This window comes from Demequina maris (assembly GCF_000971155.1).
GTDB lineage: Bacteria > Actinomycetota > Actinomycetes > Actinomycetales > Demequinaceae > Demequina > Demequina maris.
The window spans coordinates 345,522-363,195 of the sequence record NZ_BBLX01000003.1; the positions used below are offsets into that span (position 1 = coordinate 345,522).

20 protein-coding genes are annotated in these 17,674 nt (G+C 71.4%); 9 read left to right on the forward strand and 11 right to left on the reverse strand.

Annotated features, from left to right (window positions below):
- Positions 1-6: 6 nt before the first annotated feature.
- From AOM02_RS05630 to AOM02_RS05645, 4 genes are read right to left on the reverse strand one after another with little or no spacing between them, the layout of a single operon-like run.
- Positions 7-363, reverse strand: a complete 357-nt coding sequence (locus tag AOM02_RS05630; protein ID WP_062297510.1) for a hypothetical protein — start codon at positions 361-363, stop codon at positions 7-9.
- On the reverse strand, positions 360-863 hold the full coding sequence (locus AOM02_RS05635; RefSeq protein WP_062297511.1) for a GNAT family N-acetyltransferase: 504 nt from the start codon (positions 861-863) through the stop codon (positions 360-362). Before AOM02_RS05635 ends, AOM02_RS05630 begins: the two co-directional genes overlap by 4 nt.
- On the reverse strand, positions 863-1,252 hold the full coding sequence (locus AOM02_RS05640) for a ribonuclease E inhibitor RraB (RefSeq protein ID WP_062297520.1): 390 nt from the start codon (positions 1,250-1,252) through the stop codon (positions 863-865). The genes AOM02_RS05635 and AOM02_RS05640 overlap by 1 nt, the downstream gene beginning before the upstream one ends.
- Before the next feature lie 47 nt (positions 1,253-1,299).
- The gene (locus AOM02_RS05645; RefSeq protein WP_062297522.1) at positions 1,300-1,839 is read right to left on the reverse strand and encodes a GNAT family N-acetyltransferase; all 540 of its coding nucleotides are present in this window, start codon (positions 1,837-1,839) and stop codon (positions 1,300-1,302) included.
- Between the two features lie 129 nt (positions 1,840-1,968).
- Here AOM02_RS05645 and AOM02_RS14475 point away from each other — a divergent pair, with 129 nt between their 5' ends.
- From AOM02_RS14475 to AOM02_RS05665, 5 genes are all read left to right on the forward strand, one after another.
- Positions 1,969-2,139: a DUF8730 family Cys-rich protein gene (locus tag AOM02_RS14475; protein ID WP_169746601.1), complete on the forward strand. Its 171-nt coding sequence runs from the start codon at positions 1,969-1,971 to the stop codon at positions 2,137-2,139.
- A gap of 330 nt (positions 2,140-2,469) precedes the next feature.
- A complete protein-coding gene (locus tag AOM02_RS05650) occupies positions 2,470-2,700 on the forward strand; it encodes an NINE protein (protein ID WP_062297525.1) in 231 nt (76 codons plus the stop codon).
- A 67-nt stretch (positions 2,701-2,767) separates the two neighbouring features.
- The gene (locus tag AOM02_RS05655) at positions 2,768-3,244 is read left to right on the forward strand and encodes a CotH kinase family protein (protein WP_062297528.1); all 477 of its coding nucleotides are present in this window, start codon (positions 2,768-2,770) and stop codon (positions 3,242-3,244) included.
- 156 nt (positions 3,245-3,400) lie between these two features.
- Positions 3,401-4,657: an arginine deiminase gene (locus AOM02_RS05660; RefSeq protein WP_062297531.1), complete on the forward strand. Its 1,257-nt coding sequence runs from the start codon at positions 3,401-3,403 to the stop codon at positions 4,655-4,657.
- A gap of 247 nt (positions 4,658-4,904) precedes the next feature.
- On the forward strand, positions 4,905-6,719 hold the full coding sequence (locus AOM02_RS05665) for an alpha/beta hydrolase (protein WP_062297533.1): 1,815 nt from the start codon (positions 4,905-4,907) through the stop codon (positions 6,717-6,719).
- Here the strand turns inward: AOM02_RS05665 and AOM02_RS05670 are convergent, their stop codons facing one another.
- Both AOM02_RS05670 and AOM02_RS05675 read right to left on the reverse strand, forming a co-directional pair.
- Positions 6,720-7,712: a VOC family protein gene (locus AOM02_RS05670; protein WP_062297536.1), complete on the reverse strand. Its 993-nt coding sequence runs from the start codon at positions 7,710-7,712 to the stop codon at positions 6,720-6,722.
- Between the two features lie 88 nt (positions 7,713-7,800).
- The gene (locus tag AOM02_RS05675; protein ID WP_062297538.1) at positions 7,801-8,379 is read right to left on the reverse strand and encodes an NADPH-dependent F420 reductase; all 579 of its coding nucleotides are present in this window, start codon (positions 8,377-8,379) and stop codon (positions 7,801-7,803) included.
- A 105-nt stretch (positions 8,380-8,484) separates the two neighbouring features.
- Between AOM02_RS05675 and AOM02_RS05680 the strand changes: the two genes are divergently transcribed.
- Positions 8,485-9,090, forward strand: coding sequence for a MarR family winged helix-turn-helix transcriptional regulator (locus tag AOM02_RS05680; protein ID WP_062297613.1), 606 nt, complete (start codon positions 8,485-8,487; stop codon positions 9,088-9,090).
- Positions 9,091-9,249: 159 nt separating this feature from the next.
- Here AOM02_RS05680 and AOM02_RS14480 read toward each other — a convergent pair whose 3' ends face one another.
- The 4 genes from AOM02_RS14480 to AOM02_RS05695 form a co-directional block, all read right to left on the reverse strand.
- Positions 9,250-9,393, reverse strand: a complete 144-nt coding sequence (locus tag AOM02_RS14480) for a hypothetical protein (protein ID WP_169746602.1) — start codon at positions 9,391-9,393, stop codon at positions 9,250-9,252.
- Positions 9,394-9,406: 13 nt separating this feature from the next.
- Positions 9,407-10,864, reverse strand: coding sequence for an NAD(P)/FAD-dependent oxidoreductase (locus tag AOM02_RS05685; RefSeq protein WP_062297540.1), 1,458 nt, complete (start codon positions 10,862-10,864; stop codon positions 9,407-9,409).
- Between the two features lie 209 nt (positions 10,865-11,073).
- Positions 11,074-11,454: a phage holin family protein gene (locus AOM02_RS05690; RefSeq protein ID WP_062297543.1), complete on the reverse strand. Its 381-nt coding sequence runs from the start codon at positions 11,452-11,454 to the stop codon at positions 11,074-11,076.
- Positions 11,455-11,538: 84 nt separating this feature from the next.
- Positions 11,539-11,961 carry a phage holin family protein gene (locus tag AOM02_RS05695; protein ID WP_062297546.1) on the reverse strand — a complete coding sequence of 141 codons (423 nt, stop codon included), beginning with the start codon at positions 11,959-11,961 and terminating at the stop codon, positions 11,539-11,541.
- 266 nt (positions 11,962-12,227) lie between these two features.
- Between AOM02_RS05695 and AOM02_RS05700 the strand changes: the two genes are divergently transcribed.
- Positions 12,228-13,874 (forward strand): cation:proton antiporter domain-containing protein, encoded by a 1,647-nt coding sequence (locus tag AOM02_RS05700; protein WP_062297548.1) that lies wholly within the window; start codon positions 12,228-12,230, stop codon positions 13,872-13,874.
- A gap of 9 nt (positions 13,875-13,883) precedes the next feature.
- On the forward strand, positions 13,884-14,297 hold the full coding sequence (locus tag AOM02_RS05705) for a winged helix DNA-binding protein (RefSeq protein ID WP_062297551.1): 414 nt from the start codon (positions 13,884-13,886) through the stop codon (positions 14,295-14,297).
- A gap of 3 nt (positions 14,298-14,300) precedes the next feature.
- Here the strand turns inward: AOM02_RS05705 and AOM02_RS05710 are convergent, their stop codons facing one another.
- The gene (locus AOM02_RS05710; protein WP_062297553.1) at positions 14,301-14,714 is read right to left on the reverse strand and encodes a carboxymuconolactone decarboxylase family protein; all 414 of its coding nucleotides are present in this window, start codon (positions 14,712-14,714) and stop codon (positions 14,301-14,303) included.
- Between the two features lie 126 nt (positions 14,715-14,840).
- On the opposite strand from AOM02_RS05710, the gene valS reads away from it, so the two are divergent.
- A complete protein-coding gene (valS, locus tag AOM02_RS05715) occupies positions 14,841-17,594 on the forward strand; it encodes a valine--tRNA ligase (protein ID WP_082104911.1) in 2,754 nt (917 codons plus the stop codon).
- Positions 17,595-17,674 lie beyond the last annotated feature (80 nt).

The window sequence follows — 17,674 nt, forward strand, 5'->3', positions numbered from 1 at the left end:
CCGCGGCTACAGGTCGAGGATCGCGCGCTCGATCAGGTAGTGCCGGTTCATCACGACCGCCTGGATGGTGGCGAGCGAGATGCACGACATCGCCACCACGGGGATCGCCCCGGGCGCCGCCGAGGGCAGGATGAGCCCCCACGTCAGCGAGATCGCCAGCCAGATCCCGCCCGACCAGTAGTACTTGGCCCGCGCGGTCTTGATGCCCGCCCACAGGTAGCCGACCCACGGCAGCACGCCCAGGGTCAGCAGCGGCGGCAGGATCCACCACGAGGTCTTCCAGCGCCACGCGCGGCGCTCGAGCCGGCGTAGCGCGTGCGGCGGCAGCGGCGTCCCGTCGGGGCGGGTCCACTCGGCGGTCACGCGGTCTCCTTGAGGTCGTAGGTCCAGACGTTGAGCGTCATGGGCACGCCCCGGTATTCGTCGTCGAGCGTGCCGCGGTGTGTGAAGCCGACCGTCCGGCACAGCGCGTTCGACGCCACGTTGTCGACGTTCGGGCACGCCATCAGCACCGGCAGCGGGCCGTGCTCGCGCGCGTCCTCGATGACGAGCCGCACGCCCGCGGTCGCGACGCCCTGGCGCTGGAACTCGGGCAGCACCATCCAGCCGGTCTCGAGGCACGGCTCGCCGTCCCACTCCGACTCCCACCAGCCGATCGAGCCCACGGCGACCGGCGCATCGTCCCGCCGGATCGTGAACATGTGCGGCCGCCCGCTGTCCCAGCCGCGCACGTACTGCTCGTGGCGGCGCGCGATGCGCGCGTCGGTCTCCGGGCCGGCGAGGTGCTCCATCATCTCGGGCACGTTGGCGGCGTGGAGGACGGGCAGGTCGGCGTCCGTCCAGCGCCGGATCCGGTAGCCCATCAGAGGCCCTTCTCCTCGTCGGTGAGGAGGCCGGCCCAGCCCTCGTACTCGCCGCCGTGCTTCTCCGCGATGCGCTCGCACGTGTCGATGGTCTCGCGCAGGAAGTCCGGGACGAGCGGCGTGCGGTACGCCCGCACGAACAGCATCCAGTCGGGGATGTCGTGGCTCGGCTCGACCACCTCGTGCGTGACGCGCATGGCGCGCAGCTCGTCCGCGGCGGCGCGCAGGCCCGGCTCCGAGCGGAACGCGATGAAGAACTCGGACTCGCGCGGGGCGGTGAGGACGCCGCCGCGCGACTCGAACGCGGCGAGCTGGTCCTGGTCCTCGCTCCACAGGTCGTACGGCTCGACGCGCTTGCGGCCACCGAACACCTTCGACAGGAAACCCATGGGTCCACGCTAGCCGCGCGCGGTCCCTGGTCCGGACCCCGGAGGTCTCAGGAGCCTGCGGGGCCCCGCATGATCTCGACGAAGCCGAGCTTCTCGTAGAGCGCGAGCGCGCCGGGGTTGTCGGCGTCGCACGTGAGGGCGAGGTCGGTCTCCCCCACGGCCTTGAGCGCGCGCGCGCTCGCCGCGAGCAGCCCCGAGGCCACGCCCTTGCGGCGGTGGTCGGGCAGGGTGAGGCAGTCGAGCACGTACGGGCAGTCCGGGGCGTCGTCCTTGAGGGTGAGGCGATGCACCACGGTGACCGCGCCGGCGATGTAGCCGTCCTCGGTGACCGCCACGGGCGACGCGACGGGCATGAACTCGCCCGCCTCGTTCTTGAACATCCCCTGCGTGAGCTCGACCACGCGGTCCCAGTCGGTGAAGAGCCCTCGGCGGGGGTAGCACTCCCACGCGGCGGCGGCCAGCCACGGGATGTCCTCGGGCACCATCGCGCGGACGTGCGACCATGGAGTGGCGGCCTCGAGGACCGCGCCCACCGGCGCACGCATCACGATCCGCTCGAAGGGCTGCTCCATCGCGTTGTCGGCCATGGTCCCGACGGTAGCAAAGTCCCTCTTGACATATACCCCTGGGGGTATGCATACTGGACATCGAGCGGCCGGAGACCCTCCCCCTTGACCCGGCCGCATCACCCCGTCACCTCGAGAAGGAGAACACCTATGTGCTCGCGTATCACCTGCAACCAGTGCGGCAAGGCCACGTGGACCGGCTGCGGCCAGCACGTCGAGCAGGCGCTCGCCGGCGTCGCCCAGGACCAGCGCTGCTCGTGCGACCAGGGCTCGAGCAACGGCTCGTTCGGCTCGATCTTCGGTTCGATCTTCTCGCGCTAAGCGCGCGAGCGGAGCGCGGGCTGCCTGCGCTCCATCCGGGGAGAGGCCCCGCCACCCACGAGGTGGCGGGGCCTTCCTCTTTCCCCCTCCGCCCTCGCTTCCCCTCACGCAACCGGCGTATGGATCCCGGCCCGCGCGCATCGTCCCTGGTCCTGCAGGTCGAGGTCGCTCCTGTACGCCGGTTAGGGCGGGTGGAGGAGCGGGTGGGTAGCCGGGCGAGCGCCGGGCGGACGATGCGCGGGCCCCCAGATCAGGGCGTTCCCCGATATCGCCGCGCGCGCGGGCGGCATACGCTCAAAGGAGTCCCCCCGCACACCACCGGAGAACGAGATGAGCACCGCACCCCTGCCGCTTCCGCCTAAGGACACGGCGATCACGTACATCCTGTGGTTCTTCCTCGGCCTGTTCGGGATCCACCACTTCTACATGGGCAAGGTCGGCCGCGGCATCCTGTGGCTGCTGACCGGCGGCCTGTTCCTCATCGGCTGGATCGTCGACCTCTTCACGATCCCGTCGCAGGTGCGCGCGGTGAACGCGCGTCGCGCGGCGGGCTACCGCTGAGCCGCTCCCGACCAACACCCGGCGGGCTCTCAGCCGGTTCCCAGGCGCCGTTGGTGGGATGAGGGGCATGACGCACACCGCCACCACCCTCGCCCCCGCGGCCACCACGGTCGCGGACGTCCTTGACCGCCTCACGCACGCCGAGGACGCCGCCTTCGCGACCGCGATCGACGCCGCGCTCGACGTCGAGGCCTTCGCCACCTACCTGGCCTTCCAGGAGATCGTCGACAGTTACGACGCGCCCTCCGCGCCGGCCGACCACGCCTACCTCTGCTACGACCCGGCGACCAGCCGGCTCGCGGTGGTCGACTGGGCGCTCGACGTCGCGGTCGGCACCCGCAGCGGCCTCGGCGACGCGGCGGCCGCGCGGCTGCTCGCGGAGCGCTTCCTCGCCCATCCCGACTACGCCGCCCTCGTCGACGCGGAGCTCGAGCGCCTGTGCGCCGCGCTCGTCGCCTCCGACGCGGCCGACGCCTCGGCGGCCGACTGGGCGCGCGTGCTCCGTCACCACGCGCCCGCCCTCGCCGCCGCCCCCAGCCTGTAGCGCGCTCACGCCTCGGCTGGACCCCCGGGTCGGGTCGCCTCCTCCCCCTGCGGCGGCCCGACCGGGGCATCGTGCAGTGCGGAATGTCCCGGCCCGCGCCACGGTTCGACCCCCCTGCTAGGTTCGAATCACCCTGCAGGAAGGCACGACACCTCCATGAGCGAGAGCTTCGCCCCCGCGATCACGATGCCGGAGTACGGCGTCCACTCGGAGGTCGGGCGCCTCCAGAAGGTCCTCGTCTGCTCCCCCGGCCTCGCGCACCACCGCCTCACCCCGTCGAACTGCCAGGACCTGCTGTTCGACGACGTCATGTGGGTCGAGAACGCCGAGCGCGATCACGCCGAGTTCGTGCAGCTGATGAAGGACCGCGACATCCAGGTGATGGAGCTCCACCAGCTGCTCGCGGAGACCCTCGCGATCCCCCACGCCCGCGCCTGGCTGCTCGACCGCAAGGTCACGCCGGACGAGGTGGGCCTGGGCCTCGCGACCGACATCCGCCAGTACCTCGACGAGCTCCCCTCGGACGAGCTCGCGCGCCACATCATCGGCGGCCTGTCGACCCTCGACCTCCCGCGCGACTTCTCCCCGCCCGGCATCCAGCTGGTGCGCGAGGAGTCCGGCATGCGCGACTACCTGCTGCCGCCGCTGCCCAACACGCTCTTCACGCGCGACACCACGTCGTGGGTCTACGGCGGCGTCACGCTCAACCCGCTGTACTGGTCCGCGCGCCACGCGGAGACCCTCGTGATGAAGGCCGTCTACGGCTTCCACCCCGACTTCGGCGACGCCGTCAACGTGTGGTGGGGCGACCCTGAGTTCGACCACGGCCTCGCCACGCTCGAGGGCGGCGACGTCATGCCCATCGGCAACGGCACCGTGGTGGTCGGCATGTCCGAGCGCTCGAGCCGCCAGGCCATCACCCAGCTCGCGATGGAGCTGTTCCTCGCCGAGGGCGCCGAGCAGGTCATCGTCGCCAAGCTCCCGCGCCTGCGCTCCGCGATGCACCTCGACACGGTCTTCACGCTCGCCGACCGCGACCTCTGCACCGTCTTCCCGGGCATCATCGACGAGATCGAGACCTTCACCATCCGCGAGGCCCCCGCGCCCACGATGCTCGACGTGCGCCGTGAGGACCGACCGTTCGTCGACGTGGTCGCGGACGCGCTCGGCGTGGACCTGCGCGTCATCGCCACCGGCGGCGACCGCTACGCCTCCGAGCGCCAGCAGTGGGACTCGGGCAACAACCTGCTCGCGCTCGAGCCCGGCGTCGTGGTCGCGTACGACCGCAACACCCAGACCAACGACGAGCTCCGGGCCGCCGGCGTCGAGGTCATCGAGATCGTCGGCGCGGAGCTGGGACGCGGCCGCGGCGGCGCCCACTGCTTGACCCAGCCGCTGCTGCGCGACGCCTGAGATCGGGAGGATCCGAGGGCCGGCCACGTCGTCGGGGCCGCCTCGGGAAGAAGGTGCGGGCACGCCATTGTGTCCGCACCTCTTGACGCTAGCGCCGTAAAACGTTGCAGAACCCGGCTTTACCGAATAGTTATCAATGGGAACGGTCACAATTCGACTCCGAGTGCCATTCGGGCCCTCCCGCGGACGATGCGCGGGGATTGCGGCATCCCGGGCTACAGTCACGAGGGTGAGGGGGGTGACGCCCATGACCGGTTCCGCGACCGAGGTCCCCGAGACCGCCGAGCAGCCCCGGCCCGCCCCCTCGGCAGGGGTCGGCCCCCATGGCCGCATCCTCATCCTCCGGACGCTCCGCGACCGCCGACGCCGCGCATCGTCCACCCAGCCGCCGCGGCTCCTCGAGCCCACCTTCTCGGGCGTGGGCCTGGTCGCGGGCGCGCTCTTCATCGCGATCTCGCTGGAGCCGTCGCTGCTGCCCCGCGTCCCGATCGTGCAGGGCATCGCGACGGGCGTGTCCTTCATGGTCGGCTACGGCCTGGGCGCGGGCGCCCACGCCATCTGGAACTACCTCGAGGTGCCCAACCTGCGCGGGCGGGCGCGGGCCATCGTGGGCTGGACGGTGCTCGGGCTCATCGGGCTGAGCCTGTCGCTCGCGGTGTGGCGGTGGGTGGGCTGGCAGAACGGGATCCGCCGCACGTTCGGCATGGAGGAGCTCGACCCGACCGCGTGGCCCATCGTCATCGGCATGGCCCTCGTGGTCGCCGCGGCGGTGCTCGTGGCCGCGCGGGTGATCCGCAAGGTGTTCCGCTGGGCCGACCAGCTCCTGCTGAGGTTCCTCCCGCATCGTCTCGCGGTGACGCTCGCGACGGCGGCGATGGTGCTGCTGCTGTGGCTGCTCTTCTCGGGCGTGCTGGTGCAGGGCTTCTTCGTGGTCGCCAACTGGGCGTTCTCGGCACGCGACCTCAACGACCGCGTGGGCACCACCGAGGTGTCGTCGACGCTGCGCTCCGGCGGCGACGGCTCGTACGTCGCGTGGGAGGACCTGGGCCGGCAGGGCCGCGCCTTCGTGTCCGGCGGACCCACGGTGGACGAGCTCGACTCCTGGTCCGGAGGCGGCGCCGTCGAGCCCGTCCGCGTGTTCGTGGGCCTGCGGTCGGCGGACACGCTCGAGGACCGCGCGCAGCTGATGCTCGACGAGCTCATCCGCACCGGCGCCTTCGACCGCGACGTGCTGGTGCTCACCACGACGACCGGCACGGGCTTCATCGACGCGAACGCGGCGGACTCGCTCGAGTTCCTCTACAAGGGCGACACGGCGATCGCGGGCCTGCAGTACTCGTACCTGCCCAGCTGGATCTCGCTGCTCGCCGACCAGCAGCTCGTGAACGAGGCGTCTCAGGCCACGTTCCGCCTGGTGCACGACTACTGGGCGGAGCTGCCCGCGGACGCACGCCCCGAGCTGTACCTCTACGGGCTGTCGCTGGGATCCGCGGGCGTCGAGTCGATCCTCAGCTCGATCGACATCCTCAACGAGCCCGTCGACGGCGCCCTGATGACCGGGCCGACGTTCCTCAACCTCATGCACAACGAGCTCGAGCGCTCACGTGACGTGGGCTCGCCCGCGTGGCTGCCTGTCGTGGGCGACGGCCGCACCGTGCGCTTCACCGGCGAGGAGGACGCGCTGAGCGACCCGTCCGCCGTGTGGGGCGACACCCGCGTGGTGTACCTGCAGCACGGCTCGGACCCGGTGGTGTTCTTCTCGCCCGTGACGTTCTACCGCGAGCCCGAGTGGCTGCAGGGCACCTCCCGCGCGCCCGACGTCTCGCCGGACATGCGCTGGTTCCCGATCATCACGGGCTGGCAGACGATGCTCGACATGCCGGCCGCGGGCTCGGTGCCGGAGGGCTACGGGCACATGTACACCGCGAAGGCGAACCTCCAGGCGTGGGTGGGCGTGACCGACCCCGACGGGTGGGCCACGACCGACACCCAGAAGCTGGGCGACTTCCTCAACCAACGGCGCCAGGAGCAGCTCACGCTGCTCGAGCAGCTCGGGCGGTAGTCAGCCCGCCGTTGCGGCGTCGCCGGTCGCGCGGATCACCACGCGGGTGCCCCACGGGTCCAGGAGGACCAGCCCCGCGTCGGTGCGCTCGGCCTCGGCGCCCGCCGCCTCGGCTCGCCGCTGGACCGCGTCGATCGCCTGCTCGTCGGGGACCGCGATGGTGAGGTGGCTCAGGCCGAGCGACTCGGGCCGCGCCCCCGCACCCGCCGAGCTCCACGTGTTGACCGCGATGTGGTGGTGGTAGCCGCCGGCGCTGAGGAACACCGCCGAGTCGATGCGGCTGGTCACGGCCATGCCGACGACGTCGACGTAGAACCGCTCGGCCTCGTCGACGTCGCCGCCGCGCAGGTGGACGTGGCCCATCGTGACGCCGTCGGCGGATGCGGTGGGTCCCTCCGCGGGAAGGTGCGCGTCGAGGAACGCGTTCGGGTCGAGGGCGTAGGTGCCCATCGTGACGCGGCCGTCGGTCCAGGTCCACGTGTCGCGCGGGAGGTCGACGTAGAGCTCGACCCCGTTGCCCTCGGGGTCGCCGAAGTAGAACGCGTTGCTGACCGTGTGATCCGAGGCGCCCTGGAACGCCGCCGGGAAGGCGGCGGCCACCCGCACCACCGCGGATGCGAGCTCGGAGGCCTCGTCGAAGAGGACGGCGGAGTGGTAGAGGCCGGCCTGCGTGCGGTCGTCGGTCCCCAGCTCGGGTGCCGCGACGAGGCGCAGCAGGGGCTGGCCGTCGGAGCCGAGCACAGCCCCGTCGGCATCGCGCTCGATGACGTCGAGGCCCACGCCGTCACCGTAGAAGTCGATCATCCGGTCGAGGTCGCTCACCAGCAGCTCGACCTCCCCCATCCCCGAGGCGGCGGGCAGGGCGGACTCGGCGGCGGCCGACGGCTGCGAGCCGTCGGGGCGCGCGACGATCAGGCCGATCGCGACGACGGCGGCGACGACGAGGATGGCGAGGGCGGTCAGGGACGCGCGGCGGCGCGAGGGCGTGCTCAAGCGGGGCTCCGGGGGTTCGTGGGGCGACGAGGGGGGGACGGCAAGGCGCGCGCGGCGGGATCGCTCCCGCCGCGCGCGCCTGAGGGGGTCAGCGCGAGATGCCGAAGCCGCCGGTCCAGCCGATCTTCTCGGACACCGCGAGCGTGAGCTGCGCGAAGCCGATGGCCTCGAGCTCGTGGGCGCGGGCCAGCGAGCCGGCGTCGATCGCCTCGAGGCCACCCTTCTCGACCGCGGCCACGAGGGTCGCCTTGGCCTCGGCCGAGTCGCCGGCGACGAGCACGGTGGTGGTGAGCTCGCCGACCTTCTTGGCGCCCAGGGTGGCCGCGAAGTTGGTGTTGAAGGCCTTCACCACGTGCGCGGCCGGGATGCGCGCCTGGATCTCGGCGGCGGCGGACGAGCCGGCCGGCACGACGAGCGAGTCGAACGTCTCGAAGTTGAGCGGGTTGGTGATGTCGACCACGACCTTGCCGGCGAAGGCGTCGGCGTACGCGTCGAGGATCGAGTCCACCGCCGGGAACGGCACCGCGAGGACGACGACGTCGCCGTCGATCGGGGCGGTGCCCACCTGCTCCTTGGCCACGTAGGTGACGGAGCTGCCGCCGTCGGCGAGCACGCCGCCGATCGCGTTGGCCATGTTGCCGGTGCCGATGATGGTGAAGGTCGTCATGTCGATTCCTGTTCCGGGCCGCCTCGCGCCCCATTGGTTGTACCTACAACAACTGACGATAGACCCTCTTGGTTGTAGATGCAACCTTTGGGTATGATGGTGTCCATGACGAGCACCGCCACCGCCCTGCGCCACCGCGAGCGCGTGGCCGTCGCGCGCCTGCACGCGCTGCTCGAGCTGCTCCCGACCGCCCTGGACAAGCGCCTCTCCGACGCGCACCTCACGGCATTCGAGTTCACGCTGCTCGAGGCGCTGCAGGAGGCCGACGCCCACCGCCTGCGCCTCAGCGCCCTCGCCTCGCGCACGAACGCGACGCTCCCCCGCCTCTCGCGCGTGGTCACCGGCCTTGAGCGCAAGGGCCTGGTCACGCGCACGCCGTGCGCCGAGGACGGGCGCGCCTTCAACGCCGTGCTCACGACCGCGGGCCTCGAGGCCTTCGAGTCGACCCGCCCGCTGCACGCCGACGCCGTGCGCGAGATGGTCCTCGACGGCATGACCGAGGACGAGGTCGACACGCTCGCCGACCTCGCCCTCAAGATCCTCGGCCGCCTCGACCCCGACCGTCGCCTCGCGGTGACGGCGAGCCTGGGCGACGCAGCCTGCGCGGCCGACCCCGCGGCGGTCGAGTGCGCGGCCGACCCCGCGGCGGCCGAGTGCGACGCCGACCCGCTGCCCGCGGACGACTGCCCCGCGGACCCGGCGCAGGCCTGAGCCCGCGCAGCGCACCCTCAGCGGTACCGGAGTCGCCTCAGCACGGGCGAAGCGCACCGCGAGCGGTACGGCGGGCGTGCGCGCGCCAGCGATACCGCTGAGCGTGCGCTCCGACCCCGCTCAGCGGCCATCCGTACCGCTGAGCGTCCACCGCACGTCCTAGTGGTGCTTCTGCGCGAGCCTCCACATCGTCCACGAGGTCCCGATGAACCTCGCGAGCTGCGCGAACACGTTCCTCCGGCGCCTCAGCTCGCCCTCGGTGGGCAGCGGCGCGTGGGAGATCCTCTCGTTGGTGACGTCCATCAGAGCCCTCCGATCATTCCGGGATCCACGTCCACCCGGGACGGGCCTTCGCCTTGTAGATGAACAGGGTGTGGAGCATGCGCTTCACCCAGTGGCCGGACAGGCCGATCTCGCCCTTGGTCGCCTTGAGGTCGCGGCCGGTCTCGGGGTACTTCTCCCAGTCCGGCACCACGGGGCTCATGGTCATCGCGGCGGCGGTGCCCGACCGGAAGCCGTGCCCAGCGGACGCGACGCACGCGGCGGCCATCTCCGACATCGACGCCGAGTGCGTCGGCGCCGGCGCGCCCGTGAGGATCATGTCCGCGATCGACTTCGCGACCACCTTGCCCATGGTCCCCGACGGCATGCCCGTGCGCGGCGGCGAGGGCGCGACCGCGACCCCGTCCGGCGTCGCCCGCGGCTTGGAGATCTGGTGCGGCGGCGCGAACGCGATGCCCACGGCGAACACGTTCTTGTAGGTCGGGTTCTGGTAGGTCCGCGGCCAGTCCCTCGCGGTCCACTCCTCGTACGGCTTGGGCGTGTAGTCGGCGTCGACCTTGAGGAAGCCCGACGGCGCGAAGACGGTCGAGGTGATGTCCTCGCCATCCCGGTCGAAGGCCTTCCAGTCGTTGCCCTTGAACGGCGGCAGCAGCATCGCGAAGTCGAACTCGAGGTCGTTGTGCGAGCCGTCGAGCTGGTCGTAGTGGATGACGCCCGGCTCGATCGACGTGACGGCCGCGCCCGTGATCGCCTTGACGCCGCGCTCACGGAACAGCGACTCGGTCCACAGCTCCGAGGTGGTGCGGTAGCCGTTCTGCTCGAACTGCATGCCGCCCACGCCGAAGTCGCCGAGTTCGTTCTCGTTCGTGAGGTAGACGATCTCCGCGTTCTTGCGGACGCCGGCCTCGCGCAGCTCGTGCTCGACGTTGAACGTGTACTCGAACGCCGCGCCCTCGCAGGTGCACGTGCCGTGCCCGACGCCGATCACCACGGTCTGCTTCCGGGTCCGCAGCACGCTCTTGAGCTCGGCGAGCTTCGCGGCGGCCTCGGTTGCGTGGTCGGGCGTGCACACCGACAGCGTGTTGCCGGCGTCCGGGCCGAGCCCGGGAGTCGCGCCGAAGTTGAGCTTGGGGCCGGTCGCGTTGATGACGTAGTCGTAGCGGAGCTTCTCGTGCTCGCCGTCGCGACCGGGCGTGGTGTGCTCGACCTCCACGGCGGGCCGCGCATCGTCCTTGTCGCCCTCGGGCCACAGCGCGAAGGCCTTCGCCTGCACGAACGTGATGCCCTGCTTCTTGTAGATGGGCGCGAGGTCGAAGACCACGTCCTCGTGGTCCATCTTGCCCACGCCCACCCAGATGTTGGACGGGATCCAGTTGTAGGTGGGCTTGGGGTTGACCACCACGACCTCGTGCTCCGACGGGAGCAGCTTCCTCAGGTACAGCGCTGCGGTGTGCCCCGAAACCCCGGCACCCAGGACGACCACACGGGCCATGACCGATCACCTTCCTCGCTGATCAGGATCGACCGTCACCCTTGGCGGCCTACCTTTCAGGTCTATACCCCCGAGGGTATACGCCGCAAGGGACGAAGGTCCCCGGAAACGCCGCGCCGCGGGGCGTCGGAGCACCCCTCCGGGACAGCAGGACGCGCCGCCGGATCACCCGGCGGCGCGTTCGCGGAGGGTCGCTCGAACGGACAGCCCTACTTCTTGTCCGCCGCCTCCTTGAGCAGGAACATCGGCAGCAGCCAGGTACACAGCGCGGTGATCAGCCACACCAGCACGGTCGCGGCGATCCACGTCCCGACGCCGTCGATCGTGAGGCTGTCGACCACCAGCGACGTGATGAGCAGCGCGACGAACGTCGACACCAGCCCCACGCCGCCCAGGAACGCGTTCGCGTACTTGGTGGCCATCTTGAAGATCAGCGGCGACAGGATCCACTGCGCGACCGTGAAGATCACCGACGCGGTGACGAGCGCGAGGAAGTCGATCTGGAACCCGTCGAGGACCAGCGACGTGATCCACAGGCCCAGGGCCGCGGAACCGAGGAAGATCAGCGTGTTGATCAGGAATCTCACCATGAGGCAGACGCTACTCCCCGAATGTCCGTTTCGCGCGTCAATCAGGCATGACGCGCCTATGGCGCGTCGGGACGATGCGCGGGCTCAGTCCTTGGTGTCGGCCGGCTTGTCGACCGCCTTGCCCTTGTCGCCCTTGTCCCCGATGCGGTCGAAGAGCCCGGGCAGGATCCACACGCCGATCGCGGTGATGAGCCACACGAGCAGCGTGCCGCCGGCCCACGCGCCGAAGCCGTGGATGGCCAGGCCCTCCGTGAGGGTGGCCGTGATGAGCAGCGCGACGAACGTGGAGATGATGCCGACGCCGCCCACGACCGCGCGGGCCCGCTTCTCGATCTGCCGCTCGATGATGGGCGACAGCAGGCTCTGCGCGAGCGCGAAGATCACCGTCGCGGTGATGAGGCCGCTGATCTTGAGCTCGAAGTCCTCGCCGAGGATCAGCGACGGCAGCGCGAGCGCCGCGACCGCGGAGGCGAGGAACACGGCGGCCTTGAGCAGGAATCTCTCCATGGGCCGACGCTACCCCGGGCCAGGGACGATGCGCGAGAGGCTGTCCCCACAGACGACGAGGGCGCCTCCGGGGAGGCGCCCTCGTGGTGCTGTCGACCATGTCGTCCGGCCACCAGGGACTTGCGGCCGGCTTCAAAGACGAATGAGGTCTAGGACCTTGTGCCTAGACAGTAGCGCATGCGCGGCCGCGCGGACACCCGATCGCATAGGATCGCGCGCCCCGAACCGGACATCTGTCCGCAAACTTCGCCGGATAGGGTCAGGGCATGCTGCATCACGCTCCCCTCATCACGACGATCGCGGTGGGCCTGGTGGCGGCCTTCATCCTGGGATTCCTCGCGCAGAAGGCGCGGCTGTCCCCCATCGTCGGCTACCTGGCGGCGGGCCTGCTCATCGGCCCGTACACCCCCGGCTACGTGGGCGACGTGGACCTCGCGACGCAGCTGAGCGAGATCGGCGTGATCCTGCTGATGTTCGGCGTGGGCCTGCACTTCTCCTTCAAGGAGCTGCTCGCGGTGCGGCGCGTCGCGGTGCCGGGCGCGATCGCGCAGATGACGGTGGCGACCGCGCTGGGCACGGGACTGGGCTTCCTGCTCGGCTGGGGCACGGCGGGCTCGCTGCTGTTCGGCCTCGCGCTGTCCGTCGCGTCGACCGTGGTGATGCTGCGCGCGCTCGAGGAGCGGCAGATGCTCGACACACGCGCGGGCCACATCGCGGTGGGCTGGCTCATCGTCGAGGACCTCGCGATGGTGATCGCGCTCGTGGTGGTGCCGGTGCTGGCCGGCGGGGACGGCGTCACCGGCGGCGAGCTCGCGGGCGAGCTGGGCCTGACCGTGCTGCGGGTCGGCGGCTTCGTGGCGCTGATGTGGTTCGTCGGGCGCCGCGTGATCCCGTGGACGCTCGCGCGCGTCGCGGACACCGGCTCGCGCGAGCTGTTCACGCTGGGCGTGCTCGCGATCGGGCTGGGCGTCGCGGTGGGCGCCGCCTGGCTGTTCGAGGTGTCGTTCGCACTCGGCGCGTTCTTCGCGGGCATGATCCTGCGCGAGTCCGAGCTCTCCCACCGCGCCGCCGAGGACTCGCTGCCGCTGCGCGACGCGTTCGCGGTGCTGTTCTTCGTCGCGGTCGGCATGCTCGTCGACCCGAGTATCGTCTGGCGCCAGCCGGTCGCCCTCCTCGCGACGGTCGCGATCATCGTGGGCGGCAAGCTCGCCATCGCGTACGCGCTCGTGCGGGCACTCAAGTACTCGCGGTCGATGGCGCTCGTGGTGGGCGCCTCGCTCGCGCAGATCGGCGAGTTCTCGTTCATCCTCGTCACGCTCGGCGCCGACCTCGAGGTGCTCCACCAGGACGCGCAGGACCTCGTGCTCGCGGGCGCGATCGTGTCGATCATCCTCAACCCGCTGGTGTTCGCATGGGTCGCGCGCTTCTACGCGCGGCGCGAGGGCCTCCCCGCGGACGATGCGGACGGCCCGGTGGAGTCGCATGCGCACGGCCACGTCATCGTGGTGGGCTACGGCCGGGTCGGCGGCCGCGTCGCCAAGGGCCTGTGGGGCGCGGAGATCCCGGTCGTCGTGATCGACGACGACGAGACCCGCGTCGAGCGCATCCGCCAGGACGGACACGAGGCGATCCTGGGCAACGCGGCCCGCGGGAAGGTGCTGCACGCCGCGGGCATCGAGTCCGCGCGCGCGGTGCTCGTCGGCGTGCCGGACCCGCTCAACGCCGGCGCGATCGTGGCGAAGGCGCGCGCGCTGGCGCCGGAGGCGGACATCGTCGCGCGCGGGCACGGCAAGCGCGACGTCGCCTACCTCGAGGCGCAGGGCGCGAGCCGCGTGCTCGTGGGCGTGCACGAGATCGCCGACCTCATGGTCGAGCGCGCCGGCGGCCCGCCGAACGAGCCCGAGCGGACGTAGCCTGAGGGCATGAGCGACGACGCCCCTCGTCTCGACATCCTCGTGCGGATGCTCACCCACGCCTTCGACCTGGCCTTCGACGAGGCGCTCGCCGATCGCTCCAGCACGCGCGCCGAGTTCGTCATGCTGAGCCGGCTGGCCGACTCCCCCGACCCGGTCACGTGGGAGGTGCTCGAGGGGACGATGCCGGTGGGCTACGGCCCCGGCCTGCTCACCGAGACGTGGAACGCCCTCGTGGTGGCCGGCTGGGCCGACGAGGTGGACGGCCTGCGCGTCGCGACCCAGGGCGGGCGCGAGGCGCTCGAGGAGCTCCACGCCGCGATCGACGGGATCGCGACGGAGGCCGACGCGGGGATCGCCGCGCACGACCTCGAGGTCACCGCGGAGGTCCTGCGGCACATGCTCGACAACCTGGGCGAGTAGGCCTCAGTCCATCCCGCGCATCACGCGGTTCCAGGCGTTGGTCAGCGCCACCACCTCGACGATCGCGCCGATCTGCTTGCCGTTGAACCACGCGCCCGCCTGCTCGCGGGCCTCCTGCTCGAGCGCGCGCGGCGCGTCCGTGAGGACCTCCGCGAGGCGCAGCGCCGCGGACTCGCCGTCCGTGACGAGGCCGGGGCGGATCTGACGCGCGGGACGCGCGAGGGCGCTGATGAGGTCGGGCCGCGTGCCGGCCTTCGCGAGGGACTCGGAGTGCAGGCGGATCGAGTGATGGCAGCCGTTGAGGTGCGACACCCGCAGGCGGATCATGTCGCGCAGGCGCGGCTCGAGGGCGTCGCCGACGTCCCCGTCCAGCCTCTCCAGCGCCTTGAGGAAGCCGGCGCCCACCCTCGCGTCCATGCGCGGAACGGTACCCGCGCATCGTGCCTCCGTCGGTGAGGCGTGCCGCCCGCCGACCAGGTGCGCGCCGCATCGTCCCTGCTGCCGATTCCCGCGCATCGTCCCCGCTCTGGAAGAATGGCGCGCATGACTTCGCGCATCCCCGACAAGGCCACCGTCGACGGGCTTGAGGACCGCTGGAACGAGGCCTGGGAGGCCGCCGGCACGTACCGCTTCGACGAGTCGAAGACCCGCGAGCAGGTGTACTCGATCGACACCCCGCCGCCGACCGTCTCGGGCTCCCTGCACGTCGGCCACGTCTTCAGCTACACGCACACGGACGTGGTCGCCCGCTTCCAGCGCATGCGCGGCCGCGAGGTGTTCTACCCGATGGGCTGGGACGACAACGGCCTGCCCACCGAGCGCCGCGTGCAGAACTACTACGGCGTGCGCTGCGACCCGACGCTGCCGTACGTCGACGGCTACGAGCCCCCGCACGAGGGCGGCGAGGGCAAGTCGATCAAGGCGGCGGACCAGCAGCCGATCTCGCGCAGGAACTTCGTGGAGCTGTGCGAGCGCCTCACCGCCGAGGACGAGAAGCAGTTCGAGGCGCTGTGGCGCCACCTCGGCCTCTCGGTCGACTGGTCGCGCACGTACCAGACCATCTCCCCCTCGTCGCAGGCCGTCGCGCAGCAGGCGTTCCTGCGCGGGCTGTCGCGCGGCGAGTGCTACCAGGCCGAGGCGCCGACCCTGTGGGACGTGACGTTCCGCACCGCGGTCGCGCAGGCCGAGCTCGAGGACCGCGAGCGTCCCGGCGCTTACCACCGGCTCGCGTTCGAGCCGGCCGCGGACATGGAGGAGGCCACCGGCTCGTACGAGTCCGTGTGGATCGAGACCACCCGCCCCGAGCTGCTGCCCGCGTGCGTGGCACTGGTCGCGCACCCGGACGACGAGCGCTACCAGCCGCTGTTCGGCAAGCACGTGCGGACGCCGCTGTTCGGCGTCGAGGTGCCGGTCGTGGCGCACCACCTCGCGAACCCCGAGAAGGGGTCCGGCATCGCGATGATCTGCACGTTCGGCGACATCACCGACGTGACCTGGTGGCGCGAGCTGCGCCTGCCGACCCGCCCGGTGATCGGCTGGGACGGCCGGATGCTGACCGAGGCGCCTGCCGGCGTCTCGTCGGCCGAGGGCGTCGCCGCGTACGGCGAGCTCGCCGGCATGACCGTGTTCTCCGCCCAGAAGCGCATCGTCGAGATGCTGCAGGAGGCGGGCGTGATGGACGGCGACGCGCGCGCCATCTCGCACCCGGTGAAGTTCTTCGAGAAGGGCGACAAGCCGCTCGAGATCGTCACCACCCGCCAGTGGTACATCCGCAACGGCGGCACCGACGCCGGTCTCAACGCCGAGCTGGTCGCGCGGGGCTCCGAGCTCGACTTCGAGCCCGACTTCATGCGCGTGCGCTACGAGAACTGGGTCAAGGGCCTCACCGGCGACTGGCTGATCTCGCGTCAGCGCTTCTTCGGCGTGCCGATCCCGGTCTGGTACCCCGTGCTCGCGGACGGCTCGCCCGACTTCGACAACCCGCTGGTGCCGTCCGAGGACGCGCTGCCGGTCGACCCGTCGGTGGACGTGCCTGTCGGGTTCTCCTCCGACCAGAGGGACGTGCCCGGGGGCTTCACCGGCGAGAAGGACATCATGGACACGTGGGCGACCTCGTCGCTCACCCCGCAGATCGTGTGCGGCTGGCGCGACAACCCCGCGCTGTTCGCCGCCACCTTCCCGATGGACCTGCGCCCGCAGGGCCAGGACATCATCCGCACGTGGCTGTTCTCCACCGTGGTGCGCGCGCACCAGGAGCACGGCACGCTGCCGTGGAAGCACGCCGCGATCTCGGGCTGGATCCTCGACCCCGACCGCAAGAAGATGTCGAAGTCGAAGGGCAACGTCGTCACGCCGATGGGCCTGCTCGAGCAGCACGGCTCGGACGCGGTGCGCTACTGGGCCGCCGCGGCGCGCCTGGGCACGGACGCGGCCTTCGACGAGGGTCAGATGAAGATCGGCCGCCGCCTCGCGATGAAGGTGCTCAACGCATCGAAGTTCGTGCTGGGCGCGACGGGCATCTCCACCGCGGCCGGTGCGTCGTTGGAGCAGGGCATCGCCGCGGCCGACGCGATCGCCGCGGGCTCCGTGACCGAGCCCCTCGACCAGGCGATGCTGTCCGCGCTGGCGGACGTGGTCGACGCCTCAACGAAGGCGCTCGAGGGCTACGACCACACGCGTGCGCTCGAGGTCGCGGAGACGCTCTTCTGGACCTTCTGCGACGACTACCTCGAGCTGGTCAAGGCGCGCGCCTACGACGGCGCCGCCCCCGGTGAGGCGATCGACCCGTACGCGCCGTGCTCCGAGGGCGCCGCATCGGCCCGCACCACGCTGACGCTCGCGCTCGGCACGTTCCTGCGCCTGTTCGCGCCGGTGCTGCCGTTCGCGACCGAGGAGGTGTGGAGCTGGTACCAGCCGGGCTCGGTGCACCGCGCCGAGTGGCCGACCTCCGACCCGCTGCGTAGTGCGGCGGGCGAGGGTTCGCAGGGCGCTCCGCTGCTGGCCGCGGCCGGCGAGGCGCTGTCCGTGCTCCGCAAGGTGAAGTCCGAGGCGAAGGTGTCGCAGCGCACGCCGCTGACGTCTGTGGACCTGCTGGTGCCGGCCGCGAAGGCGGGCCTCGTGCGTGCCGCGAAGGCGGACCTGCTGTCCGCGGGCCGCGTCGAGGCGATGCAGATCGTCGACACCGAGGCCGCGCTCGAGCCCAACGTCGACGGCCTGGGCTCGGAGGACGGCTCCTCGGACGAGATCGCGGACCCGACGGTGATGCGCACGGAGAACGCAGTCCTCGGCGAGGCCTGACCCCCGCCCCCCCACCAGTCGCCCCCGTCCACCACGCTGCGGGGAACTCAGCGACGGTTCTGGAAGGTTTGCGACTCCTA